Here is an 11,428-nt window from a genome sequence, read left to right as displayed (position 1 = left end):
GGGGAGCGGACGCTGACAACTCCCGCGCGCAGGGCCGAAACTCAAATAGAAACGATTATCATTTCTATAGTTCACATCGTAGTCACACGACGAGGTCCGGCGCCAGAGCCCACGGCCCGGCAATGAGAGGCGGAGCTGTATGACGGAGACTCAACCGACCTGGTCCGAGGCCGAATCGGCGCGCTATCGAGCCGCCGGACACTGGGAGGGGGTGACATTCGGTGCCCGTCTGCGTCAGGCGGCCACCGGTCATGGCGGGCGTGTCGCCCTGGTCGACGGCGACCGGCGGTGGACCTACGCGGACCTGGACGCCAAGGCCGACCGTGTCGCCGTCGGACTGCGCGGGCTGGGGATCGGGCGCGGCGACCGCGTGGTGGTCCAACTCCCCAACTGCGCCGAGTTCCTGCTCGTCTGGTTCGCGCTGCAGCGGCTCGGGGCGGTTCCGGTGCACGCCATGCCCGGCCACCGGCGCCGGGAGATCGGCCATCTGGTGCGGCTGGCGGGCGCGGTGGCCTGTGTGGTGCCCGACCGGCACGCCAGGTTCGATCACCGGGAACTGATGAGCGACGTACGGGCGGAGCAGGGGCCGGGCAGCTCGCTGCGGCATGTCATCGTGGTCGGCGACCCCGGCCCGTACGACGACTTCGTCCCGTTCGACGCACTGCGGGTGGACGCCTCGTCCGCGTCCGGCCCCGGCTCCGACGCCGGCGGAGCGGACCCCGCCGATCTCGCCCTCCTGCTGCTGTCCGGCGGCACCACGGGGCTCCCCAAACTCATCCCGCGGACACACGACGACTACGCCTACAACGCCCGTGCCTGCGCCGGCGTCTGCGCGCTCGACCCACAGGCCGTGTACTTGGCGGTCCTGCCGATCGGATTCAACCTCACCTTCGCCTGCCCGGGTGTGCTGGGCACCCTCATGGCCGGCGGAACCGTCGTCATCGCGCCGGACCCCAGCCCGCAGACGGCGTTCGCCCTGATCGAGCGGGAGCATGTGACCATGACCTCCCTGACCCCGCCGCTCGTTCCCCACTGGATGGACGAAGCCTCGTCCGGCTCCTGGGACCTCGGGAGCCTCGCGGTGCTCCAGGTCGGCGGGGCGCGGCTGCCGGAGGAGCACGCGCGCAAGCTCGGGCCGGCGCTCGGGGTGAGCGTGCAACAGGTCTTCGGCATGGCCGAAGGGCTGATCAACCTCACCCGGCTCGACGACCCGGATGACCTCGTCTGCACCACACAGGGCCGGCCCGTCTCGCCGGACGACGAGGTCCTGGTGGTGGACGCGGACGGCAGGCCGGTCCCGGACGGCACGGCGGGTGAACTGCTCACCCGGGGCCCGTACACGCCGCGCGGCTACTACCGCGCCGCGGAACACAACCGCACGGCCTTCACCCCGGACGGCTACTACCGGTCCGGCGATGTGGTGCGGCGTCTGCCGACCGGACACCTCGTGGTGGTGGGGCGGATCAAGGACCAGATCAACCGTGGCGGCGAGAAGATTCCCGCGGTCGAGGTGGAGGAGCAGTTGCTGACGCATCCGGCCGTCACCGCGGCAGCCCTGGTCGGCGTGCCGGACGAGCGGTGGGGTGAGCGGTCCGTCGCCTTCGTCGTCTGCGCGGGCGCGGCCCCCGGCGCGCGAGAGGTCGCCCTCCACTTGCAGGAGCGCGGGCTCGCCGGTTACAAGGCCCCGGACGAGGTCATCCAGGTTCCGGGTCTTCCGCTCACCGCCGTCGGGAAGGTCGACAAGGCGGCGCTGGCCCTGCTGCTCGGGCGGTGAGCCAGGGCCGGGGGGGAGCGCCCGGTGGGCGTCGCGCTCCCCCCGGCGGCGGTAAGAGGCCCCGCACTCGCCGTCCGCTCACCGCTGCTCGGGCACCGCGAACACAGGACGGTCGGCGCAGGCGAGCAGTTCCCGGGTGACCGGGTGCTCCGGGGCCACCAGCACCCGGTCGACCGGGCCGGCCTCGGCCACTCTCCCCTCGTCCAGGACGACGACCCGCTCCGCGTGGCGGGCGGCGGCTGCCAGGTCGTGCGTCACCATCACGACCGTCAGTCCCAGTGTCCGCCGCAGCGAGTCCAGCAGCTCCAGAATCCCGCTCGCCGTCTCCGCGTCCAACGCCGAAGTGATCTCGTCGCAGACCAGGACGCCGGGCCGGGCGGCCAGCGTCCTGGCCAGTGCGACGCGTTGCCGCTGGCCTCCCGACAACTCCCCCGGCCGACGGGCCAGCACATCCGGGTCCAGTCCGACCCGATCGAGCAGCCGTACGGCTTCGCGCGCCGCGTCCTGGGCCGGCCGGCGCCCCACGCCGGTGAGGGGCCGCAAGAGGGCGGTGCGTACGGATTCCCGTGGGTTGAGAGCGCCGCGTGCGTCCTGCGCGACGAGCTGCACCGGGGCGCCGCCGCCTCGCTCGGCGGCGCGCTCCCGCCACTCGACGCTGCCCCGGCTGGGCCGGTGGAGTCCCGCGAGACATCGGGCGAGGGTGGTCTTCCCGGACCCCGAGGGGCCCACCACGGCGATGCAGCAGCCCGCCGGGGCGGTGAGGGAGATGTCGTGCAGCACGGGGACCCGGCCGTGCGCGGCGTCCAGCCCACGGACCGTCAACTCTCCGGCGTCGGCGGGGGCAACGCTTTGCGGGTTCCCGCGGCAGGGGCCGGCGGGCCCGCCGGACGGCGGCACGGACATCGGCGCCTTCGGCACGCCGACCGCGGTGATCCGGCCTTGTTCCAGACGGATCACATCGTCCGCCACGGACGCGATCCACTCCGGGTCGTGGCTGACCAGCACCGCGGAGCGGTCCCCGTCGGCCAGGACCTCGCCCAGCAGCCTGCGCATGCCGGCCGCCAGAACCGTGTCCAGGCTGCTGGTGGGCTCGTCCAGGATCAGCAGGCTGGGTGTGCCGGCCAACGCGAGTGCCAGGGCGACGCGTTGGGCCTGTCCTCCCGAGAGCTGACGCGGCAGCCGTCGCTGGAACGCCCGGTCGGCCGGGAGCCGCACGGACAGCAACAGTTCCTCGACCCGCGCCCGGACGTCGTTCGCACGCTTCGCGGACGAGCGCAGGCGCACCGCCTCGGCGATCTGTGTGCCGATCCGCAGCGCGGGGTTGAGCGACGAGGCGGGGTCCTGGCCGAGGAACGACACCACGCGCCCCCGCAGGCGGCGGGCGCCCCTGCGGTCGAACGGATCGAGGCCGGCCACCCGGACGGTTCCGCCCCGGACCTCCAGGCCCGGACGGACATGTCCGAGCAGGCTGTACGCCAGACTGCTCTTGCCGGATCCCGATCTGCCCACGACCCCGAGCACCTGCCCGCGCGGCAGACAGAGGTCGGCGTCGTGCAGGACGGGCGGGCCGCCGGTGGCCGGACCGAGGGTCAGTCCGGTGATCTCGGCGAGCGGACCGCTGCCGGACCGGCGGGCGGACACCTGGTCGCTCATGCGGCCCCCCGCCCCACCGTGTCCGCCAGTCGTCCGGCCAGCAGACCGACACCGACGGACAGCAGCACGAGCAGCAGGGCCGGAGCGAGGAACGGTGTGGCGGCCAGCGTCGCCCCGGGCACGTTCTCGCTCACCATGCGCCCCCAGTCGGGCGCCGCCCCGCCCTGTCCGAGTCCGAGAAACCCCGCGGTGGCGGTGAGATGCAGGGAGGCGACCAGGCGCAGCGCGCTGTCCACCAGGGCCGGTCCGGCGATGTTGGGCAGCACGTCGTACCGCAGTACGGCCCGCCGGGTGTCACCCCGGGCCAGCGCGGCCTCGACGTATCCACTGGTCAGGACGGTGTCCGCGGCGGCGCGCAGCACCCTGGTGGAGAAGGGGGCGGTGGCCAGGGCCACGGCCGCCACGACGGCCGGGCCGCTGCCGGGGAAACCGGCGGCCAGGACGAGGACGATCAGGAGAGCCGGGAGTACGGCCAGGGCGTCGACGCAGCGCACCATCAGGTCGCCCAGTCGCCGGGACACCATGGCCGCCAGGACGCCGGCGGACATTCCGACGGCACCGGCGGCCGCCGTGCCCGCGAGCGCGGTCAGCACGATGGTCCGGCCGCCGCTGAGCACCCGGCTCGCCACATCCCTGCCCAGCACGTCGGTGCCGAGGAGAAAATGTCCGTCCGGCTGCTGGAAGGGCGCCGCGAGCCGCGCGGTGGGGCTGTACGGCGCGGCCAGCGGGCCCAGCAGGGCGAGCAGGACGACGAGCAGCGTTCCCGCGCCCATGAGCAGGGGCGGTCGGCGGCGGCGCGGTGTGCGGTGACCGGCCGGACGGTCCCGCCGCCGCGGTGTCAGCACTGTGGTCATCGGCCGTGCCTCTCCCGCGCGCCGAGCAGACGCGCGCAGATGTCGCCCAGCAGGAGCACCGCGAGCATCACCGCGACGAGGGCGGTGGCGATGCCCTGCACCATCGGCACGTCCCGTGCGGCGACGGCCAGTTGCAGTTCCCGGCCGATGCCCGGGTAGTCGAACACGTTCTCCACCACCACCGCGGAGCCGACCAGTGCCCCCGTGGTGAGGGTGAGCGCCTGCACCGCGGGCCCCGCGGCATGGGGAAGGATGTGACGAACCGCGAGCCGCACCCCGCGGACGCCGTTGAGTCGCGCCGCTTCGCAGTACGGTGTGGCCGCCGCGTCCGCGACGCAGACGCGCAGCAGTCTGGTGGCGACGGCGAGGCCGACCGTACTGAGCGTCAGTACGGGCAGGACCAGGGCGCGCGGCACGTCGAGCGGGGTGCCGCCCAGGGGGATCACGGAGACACGCGGAAGGACCCCAAGCCATACCGCCAGTACCGCGATGAGCAGCGCCGCGATGACGAACTCGGGTACGGCCGCCAGGACTTGGGCGCAGGCGGAGACCAGGCGGTCGGCGCCGCCGCCGCGCAGCCCGGTCCACAGGCCCAGCAGTGCGGCGAGCGGTGCGGTGACCGCTAGGGTCAGTCCCGCGAGCAGCAGGCTGTTGGGCAGGCGGGTGGCGAGGACTTCGCCGACCGGTCGGTCCCCGACGAAGCCATGGCCCAGATCCCCTCGCAGTGCGCCTGTCGCCCAGGACGCGTATCGCTCGGCGGCGGGCCGGTCAAGACCGAGTTCGGCACGGACGTCGGCGCGCTGTGCCTCGGAGGCGTCCATACCGGCGACCGCGCTGACGGCGTCTCCCGGAAGGACGGCCGTGGCCGCGAAGATCGCGGCGGACAGCAGGACCAGCAGGACGGCCGCCCCCGCGAGGCGACGGCCGGCGAACGCGAGCAGGTTCACGCCAGGGACGCCTGGGAGAAGCCGGGGAACTGTTCGAAGAGGTCGTCGCGTATCCCGCTGACCTTTTTGGTCTGGGCGTTCAGATTCGGCTTGAAGACCGGCAGCACCTGGTTGCCCTCGTCCCAGCGCGTGCGCTGCGCCCGTGTGCCCAGCCGCTTCGCCTCGGACGGGTCGCTCGCGGCGCGGGCCTTCGCCACAAGGGTGTCCGTCTCCGGCTTCTTCCAGCCGAACGCCGACGGCGATCCGCCGGCCGCGCTCATCTGGTAGGTCGACAGCGCGGGGATGGGCATCTGGTACGAGCCGGCCAGCGGCAGCGCCGCGTAGGCGGCGAAGTCGGCGTAGAGCTGCCCGGCGGGCAGTTCACGGAGCGACGCCCGGACGCCGGCCTGCTTCAGGTCCTCGACGTAGAGCGTGGCCATCTCCACCATGCCCGGCGTCTCGGGGCCGGTCGTCAGCCGGACCTTCATCCCGTCGGCGCCGGCCGCCTTGAGGAGCCCCCGGGCCCGCTCCGGGTCGTGGGCCCGCTGGGGCAGGCCCTCCGCGTAGTCGGAAAAGCCCATGGACGGCAGGTCGTTGCCGATCTCGGCGTTCCCGTAGAAGACCGTCCTCACCATGGCCTCGCGGTCGACGGCGAGCTTGAACGCCTCCCTCACCCGCGGGTCGCCGAACGGCTCGACGCCCATGTTCAGCTGGAAGGAGAGCCCGACCAGGTAGGGGCTCTTCGTCGGGACGAGCCGGACCGTCGCATGGTCCGCGAGGGTGCGTGCGGTGACGGGTGAGAGGTCGTGGGCGAAGTCGATCTCACCGCTCGTGAGGGCCCCGGCCCTCGCGGTCGAGTCCGCGATCGAACGCAGCTCCAGGCCGTCCAGGTGCGGGACATGGCCGTAGTGGTCGTCGAAGCGCTCGAACGCCGCTCCCTGACCGGCCGTGAACTCGGTGAGCCGGAAGGGCCCGCAGCTCGGCATGCCCGTGCGGAAGCTCTTGGTGCCGTCCTTGACGACGAGGAAGTTGCCCTGGCAGAGGATCATACGGCCGTCCGCGATGGGCCGCAGGGTGGGCAGTACGACCTTCAGGTCACCGTCGGCCTTGGCGCGCGCGAGGTCGAAGTTGGCGGCGGCGAGCCGGTACACGGGCAGTGTGCTCTTGCCCGCGAGGACGCTGAGGGAGTGCAGGATGTCGGCGGAGGTCAGTTCGGAGCCGTCCGTGAAGCGGACGCCGGGCCGCACGTGCAGTGTGTAGGCCGACAGATCGTCGGAGATGTCGATCCCCTTGAGCACGCCGTAGCGCACCCCGTCGGGCCCGCTGGGATCGAGGTTGCCCAGGGTGCCGTGCCAGGCCCGGGCGCGCACCAGGTCCAGTGCGGACGGGCCGTTGAAGAAGTCGAGCGTCTCGGAGGCGCCCCCTCCGACGAAGGCGGCTCGCAGGGTGCCGCCCGAACGAGGCGAGGAACCCGGTCCCGGCTTCCGGTCGGCACCGGGCTCATCGGTGGAGCACGCCGCCAGCAGGCCGGGTCCCACCGCCCAAGCCGCGGCCCCCGCCGCACCACGGCGCAGGAGGGTACGGCGATCGAACTGTCTGGACATGCTTCTCCTTGACGTTGCGCTGAGCTGAACCGGGCGCCGGGAGACATTCGCGGCGCGTGAACCGAGGCCGGCGCGATGGCAGGCGGCCGGTGAAGGACGGGCGTACGTACCGACGGGCGGCACCGGCCGTACCGCAATGGACGGTTGCCGGGCTACCGCAGGAGGAGGGCACCGGACGGGCAGGCCCGAAGGGCCTCGTGCACGGCGTCCGACTGGGACGCCGGTGGCCTCTCGTCGAGGACGAGTACGAGCCCGTCCTGCTCGTCCTGGTCGAAGACGGCCGGCGCGGCGAGCACACACTGTCCCGCCCCCACGCATCGATCCCGCTCCGCGCTGATCTTCCCGTCACCGGACGCCCGGCCCGCCAAGGTCATGAGAATCCCTCCCCTGCCGCCGCACACACGGCCGCCGATGCGGCAACCCGAGATTAATCGATAACGACTTCCATATTCAACAACTGGGGGCGATTCACAAAGCGGCTGAACCGTCAGGCGTTCCCGGGGTCACGTCCGGCTGCACGCCGGGGCGGACCGGTCTCCGGTCCTGTGGTGCGTACGGCGCGGGCGTAGCGGGCGGCCAGGTCGGCGAACGCCGTGGCCAGTTGGGGCGGGCCGACGACTTCGACATCGGTGTCGAAGCGGCCGATGACGGCGGCGAGCCCGGTCCATGACCAGGAGCCGAGGGTGAGCCGGCAGTGATGGGGGCCGAGTTCCTCGACCACGCCGTCCAGGACGAAGGGCGCGACATCGGCGGCCGGGAGACGCAGGACGACTTCGCCTTGGCAGGGCCAGTCGGTGGTGGTGCCGTCGTTGCCGCGGAAGCGGCTGATGACGAAGGCGGAGACGCTGCCCCCGGGGAGTTCGCGCGGGGCGAAGCGGGGGCCGGTGGGTGTGCGGGGCCGGATGCGGTCGACGCGGAAGGTGCGCCAGTCCCCGCGGTCGAGGTCCCAGGCCACGAGATACCAGCGATGCCGCCAGGTGACCAGGTGGTGGGGCTGTACACGGCGGGTGTCGTCGGCCGGGGTGCCTGGGCCCGGGGTGTAGTCGAAGCGCAGTTCCTCGCGGGTGTGGATGGCGCGGCTCAGGTCCACCAGGACCTGGGTGTCGACCTGTGGGGTGTCGCGGGCCGCGGCCGGTTCGACGGCGGTGATGCGCAGCAGGTCGATGCGGTGACGCAGGCGGGGCGGCATGACCTGGCGGAGGGTGCCCAGAGCGCGGGCGGCATCCTCGGCCACGGTGGTGCCGGTGGCCGCGGTCCGCAGCGCGATGGCCAGGGCGACGGCCTGGTCGTCGTCGAACAGCATGGGGGGCAGATGAGCGCCTGCATCCAGGCGGTAGCCGCCGGCCGGTCCCTTGACGCTCGTGATCAGGTAGCCGAGTTCGCGCAGGCGGTCGATGTCACGGCGCACGGTGCGGGAAGTGATGCCGAGGCGCTCGGCCAGATCCTCGCCGGACCAGTCACGGTGCGTTTGAAGCAGCGAGAGCAGCACGAGCAGCCGGGAGGATGTCCTATGCATGAGATCCATTGTCATCCGCAGTAGAGGACACCACCTGTCCGCTACCTCCGCCATGGTGGCGTACAAGCCGTTCGGGAGGCATCGCTCCTGGTCACGGCAGCAGCCAGCCGGCCTTGGACGGCCGGCGGCGCAATCGACACATCGAGGTCAAGGAGCAGGCCATGTCCGTCACGACCACCACCCACCTGAACTTCCGGGGCACCGCACGTGAGGCGCTGGACTTCTACCGGTCCGTGTTCGGCGGACGTACCGTCGCGGTCACCTACAAGGACGCGGGCGCCGTGCAGAACGAGAGCGAGGCGGACTGGGTGATGTGGGGCGAGGTGGCCGGCGACAACGGCTTCCACGTCATGGCCTACGACGTGCCCTCGCAACTGCCCTGGAGCCGGGGTGAGAACCCGTTCTTCGTCTCCGTACGCGGTGACGACGCCGAGGAGATCAGCACCCTGTGGGGCAGGCTCGCCGACGGCGCGACCGTCGTACGACCGCTGGAACCCGCGCAGTGGGCACCGCTGTACGGCATGCTCACCGACCGCTTCGGCATCACCTGGGTCCTGGACGTCGCCGCCCCCTACAACGGCTGAGCCGGCCCACCTGACCTGCCTGCGCCGTCCGGGCCGCCGCGGCCACACGGCCGTGGGACGGCGCAGGCACCGAACATGTACGGCGGCGAAGAGAAGTGGGGCACCATGCGGATGCGGACGTTGCGACGGACCGGCATCGAAGTCAGCGCCTACTGCCTGGGCACCATGATGTTCGGCAAGACGGGCAACCCGGATCACGACGACTGCGTGCACATGATCCACCAGGCGCTCGATGGACACCCTCGTCCCGCCCGGCACCGACATCAGTCCTCTGGCCGTCTCCTGCACTCCTCTCCTGGACGTCTCCTGAACACCTCTCCCCCTGACCCGCACCGACCTGCGCCGAAGCCCGCCCCACGAGCGGGCCGCGGCCTGACGCCATGACCGTTCTCGACAGCCGCGCCCTCAACCGCGCCACCCTGGCCCGCCAGCACCTGCTCACACGCAGCGACACCTTCGTGCCCGAGGCGGTGGCCCACCTGCGCGGTCTGCAGGCGCAAGCGCCCCAGGAACCGTTCATCGGGCTGTGGTCCCGCCTGGCCGGCTTCGAACCCGCGCAACTGGACGAAGCGCTCACCGGGCGCACCGTGGTGCGCACCGGCCTTCGACAATGCCGTCCTCGGCTACCACGACCGCAGCCGCATCATCGACGCCCCGCACCTCGGTCTGTCCGTCGCGGGCCACCGCATGGTCCTGGTCGACGGACGTGTCACCGCCACCTGGACCGTGCACGGCCACCGACTACGCGTCAGTCCCCTGCGTCCCCTCACCGCCCCGGAACAAGAAGCCGTCCGCGCCGAAGCCGAAGACCTGATCACCTTTCTGGACGAAGGAATCGACCAGGTCCGACTCGACACCGAAAGCTGACGCTCACGCACCCTCGTTTCCCGACATGACACGACCATCGGGCGAGGCGATGGCTCGGCAGGGCAGCCGGTCGAGGTGGAGACCCCACCGTCGCGCCACCCGGCTCAGGTCGTTTCGCCCCCTGGCCCCACTTCCCCGCGCGCACAACGGAATGCGCGACCTTCCCGGCCGCCGCGCAATGCGACGTGACCGAGCCCTATGACGACCGGATCACTGCGCACTGTCTCCCCCGGGTGGCTCGGGGGCGTGCACACCGGTCAGTCGCGCGTACGCCCCGCGAGCAGCACGATCAGCGCGCTGGGCACGAGGAGGACGGCGGAGGCGACACCATAGCCCACCAGCCCGCTCGAACCGGCCGCCCAGCAGATGTTGAGCACGAGGGTGGACAGTCCCAGCACCCCTATCTGCCCGAGGTTCTGGTTGGTCTGCATCGCCGCGCCGGCATGGCCCCGCCGACCCGGCCGGCTGTGCGCGAGCGACAGCACGATGAGGGACGGCTCCAGCATGCCCATGCCGATGGCGGCCAGGGGCATCGCGGCGGCAGCGGTGAGTGGCGGCACGCCGGGGAGCGTGCCGGCGACCGCAACCGCGACCGCGCCCGTCTGCACCAAGGCGCCGAGCCGGACGAGCCGGTACCGCGGCCAAGCCTCCAGCACCCGGCCCTGAACCCAGGAGGCGCCCGCCCGCACCACGGAGGCACTGGTGAAGACCAGGCCGATGATCACCGCGGACACTTTCCGCTCGGCCACCAGGGCCCTCGCGGCAGCGGTCCTGATCCTCCGGCGACCCGACAGCCGGGACCGGCCTGCTCCCGGCAGCGTCATCCCGCTCCGCCCGTCCGGCGATCAAAGAGGGCAGGCCGTCACGCGGCAACGCCGAGCCTCTTGCGGGGCCGGTGGATGAACTCGCGGACGGCCGGCTCGCGCCGCCGGGGGGCGAGGGCGGCGTGGAACTCGCGGACGCAGTCCTCGGCCCGGCTCAACTGGACGCGGGCGAGGATGTCGATGGCGGTTGCCGAGTTCGAGACCTGTGGTCGAGGTCAAGGGCCGTGATGTTCGAGCCGGCTCGGGGGCCTCTGGCCTCCGCTGCTGCCAATGCCTGACCGCTCCTCAGTCCAGCTCATTGAGCAGCGCGTCGAGGGCCGGATGTCACGCCTCGCGGATTCATCAGGTGGCGTGGTTTATCCGCCGTTCGGTCGCTTTGGCTGATCTTGCCCGCTGATGATCGAGGGGCGCCCGGTTGTCGGCCTGGGGAAACGTGTTCGTGATTCTCCAAGCGTGCCCGGCCGCAGGCACTGTCCGACCGAAAGAAATGGCTCATCGTGCATTTGACTCCGCATGAGCGGGAGCGCCTGTTGATCCATGTCGCGGCCGAGGTTGCACAAAGGCGCCGCGACCGCGGGCTGCGCCTCAACTACCCAGAGGTGATGGCCTTGCTGACGGTGCACGTCTTCGAGGCGGCGCGCGACGGCAAGACGGTCAGCGACATCATGGACTCGGGCCGGCAGTTGTTCACCCGTGACGAGGTGATGGACGGCGTCCCGGAGATGATCAAGTACGTCCAGGTGGAGGCCACCTTCCCGGACGGCACCAAGCTGGTCACCCTCCACGACCCCGTCCCGGAGGCCACAGAGGAGCCCGAGGTCTACCC

At 71.9% G+C, this 11,428-nt stretch carries 10 protein-coding genes and 3 pseudogenes; 6 read left to right on the top strand and 7 right to left on the bottom strand.

The features are described from left to right. Positions 1-139: 139 nt before the first annotated feature. Positions 140-1,774 carry a (2,3-dihydroxybenzoyl)adenylate synthase gene (locus ABT245_RS17225; protein ID WP_351734301.1) on the top strand — a complete coding sequence of 545 codons (1,635 nt, stop codon included), beginning with the start codon at positions 140-142 and terminating at the stop codon, positions 1,772-1,774. Positions 1,775-1,852: 78 nt separating this feature from the next. Here the strand turns inward: ABT245_RS17225 and ABT245_RS17220 are convergent, their stop codons facing one another. From ABT245_RS17220 to ABT245_RS17195, 6 genes are all read right to left on the bottom strand, one after another. Then, the gene (locus ABT245_RS17220) at positions 1,853-3,427 is read right to left on the bottom strand and encodes an ABC transporter ATP-binding protein (protein ID WP_351734299.1); all 1,575 of its coding nucleotides are present in this window, start codon (positions 3,425-3,427) and stop codon (positions 1,853-1,855) included. Further along, positions 3,424-4,281 (bottom strand): ABC transporter permease, encoded by an 858-nt coding sequence (locus ABT245_RS17215; protein WP_351734297.1) that lies wholly within the window; start codon positions 4,279-4,281, stop codon positions 3,424-3,426. Before ABT245_RS17215 ends, ABT245_RS17220 begins: the two co-directional genes overlap by 4 nt. Beyond that, the gene (locus ABT245_RS17210; protein WP_351734295.1) at positions 4,278-5,228 is read right to left on the bottom strand and encodes an ABC transporter permease; all 951 of its coding nucleotides are present in this window, start codon (positions 5,226-5,228) and stop codon (positions 4,278-4,280) included. Before ABT245_RS17210 ends, ABT245_RS17215 begins: the two co-directional genes overlap by 4 nt. Continuing rightward, positions 5,225-6,811: an ABC transporter substrate-binding protein gene (locus ABT245_RS17205; protein WP_351734293.1), complete on the bottom strand. Its 1,587-nt coding sequence runs from the start codon at positions 6,809-6,811 to the stop codon at positions 5,225-5,227. Before ABT245_RS17205 ends, ABT245_RS17210 begins: the two co-directional genes overlap by 4 nt. Before the next feature lie 152 nt (positions 6,812-6,963). After that, entirely contained in the window at positions 6,964-7,185 is a 222-nt protein-coding gene (locus ABT245_RS17200; protein ID WP_351734291.1) for a ferredoxin, read from the bottom strand. A gap of 113 nt (positions 7,186-7,298) precedes the next feature. Beyond that, the gene (locus tag ABT245_RS17195; RefSeq protein ID WP_351734289.1) at positions 7,299-8,327 is read right to left on the bottom strand and encodes a helix-turn-helix transcriptional regulator; all 1,029 of its coding nucleotides are present in this window, start codon (positions 8,325-8,327) and stop codon (positions 7,299-7,301) included. A 161-nt stretch (positions 8,328-8,488) separates the two neighbouring features. Here ABT245_RS17195 and ABT245_RS17190 point away from each other — a divergent pair, with 161 nt between their 5' ends. From ABT245_RS17190 to ABT245_RS46100, 4 genes and pseudogenes are all read left to right on the top strand, one after another. Continuing rightward, entirely contained in the window at positions 8,489-8,911 is a 423-nt protein-coding gene (locus tag ABT245_RS17190) for a VOC family protein (RefSeq protein ID WP_351734287.1), read from the top strand. 105 nt (positions 8,912-9,016) lie between these two features. Further along, a pseudogene (locus ABT245_RS17185) lies at positions 9,017-9,145 on the top strand (aldo/keto reductase); the annotation flags it as partial. Positions 9,146-9,291: 146 nt separating this feature from the next. After that, positions 9,292-9,516 (top strand): annotated as a pseudogene (locus tag ABT245_RS46105) (DNA glycosylase AlkZ-like family protein); the annotation flags it as partial. A gap of 82 nt (positions 9,517-9,598) precedes the next feature. Next, positions 9,599-9,778 (top strand): DNA glycosylase AlkZ-like family protein, encoded by a 180-nt coding sequence (locus ABT245_RS46100; protein ID WP_502982141.1) that lies wholly within the window; start codon positions 9,599-9,601, stop codon positions 9,776-9,778. A gap of 257 nt (positions 9,779-10,035) precedes the next feature. Here ABT245_RS46100 and ABT245_RS17175 read toward each other — a convergent pair whose 3' ends face one another. Continuing rightward, positions 10,036-10,527 carry an MFS transporter gene (locus tag ABT245_RS17175; RefSeq protein WP_351734285.1) on the bottom strand — a complete coding sequence of 164 codons (492 nt, stop codon included), beginning with the start codon at positions 10,525-10,527 and terminating at the stop codon, positions 10,036-10,038. A 572-nt stretch (positions 10,528-11,099) separates the two neighbouring features. Between ABT245_RS17175 and ABT245_RS17170 the strand changes: the two are divergent. Continuing rightward, positions 11,100-11,396 (top strand): annotated as a pseudogene (locus tag ABT245_RS17170) (urease subunit gamma); the annotation flags it as partial. Positions 11,397-11,428: the final 32 nt, after the last annotated feature.

This window comes from Streptomyces sp. NPDC001508, from assembly GCF_040298665.1.
Classification (GTDB): domain Bacteria; phylum Actinomycetota; class Actinomycetes; order Streptomycetales; family Streptomycetaceae; genus Streptomyces.
This window is presented reverse-complemented; position numbering and strand designations above follow the sequence as displayed.

Excerpts from the sequence above, each read along its gene's own strand:
- ABT245_RS17225 (WP_351734301.1), top strand. The coding sequence starts at position 140 with ATGACGGAGACTCAACCGACCTGGTCCGAGGCCGAATCGGCGCGCTAT.
- ABT245_RS17220 (WP_351734299.1), bottom strand. The coding sequence starts at position 3,427 with ATGAGCGACCAGGTGTCCGCCCGCCGGTCCGGCAGCGGTCCGCTCGCC.
- ABT245_RS17215 (WP_351734297.1), bottom strand. The coding sequence starts at position 4,281 with ATGACCACAGTGCTGACACCGCGGCGGCGGGACCGTCCGGCCGGTCAC.
- ABT245_RS17205 (WP_351734293.1), bottom strand. The coding sequence starts at position 6,811 with ATGTCCAGACAGTTCGATCGCCGTACCCTCCTGCGCCGTGGTGCGGCG.
- ABT245_RS17200 (WP_351734291.1), bottom strand. The coding sequence starts at position 7,185 with ATGACCTTGGCGGGCCGGGCGTCCGGTGACGGGAAGATCAGCGCGGAG.
- ABT245_RS17195 (WP_351734289.1), bottom strand. The coding sequence starts at position 8,327 with ATGCATAGGACATCCTCCCGGCTGCTCGTGCTGCTCTCGCTGCTTCAA.
- ABT245_RS17190 (WP_351734287.1), top strand. The coding sequence starts at position 8,489 with ATGTCCGTCACGACCACCACCCACCTGAACTTCCGGGGCACCGCACGT.
- ABT245_RS46100 (WP_502982141.1), top strand. The coding sequence starts at position 9,599 with ATGGTCCTGGTCGACGGACGTGTCACCGCCACCTGGACCGTGCACGGC.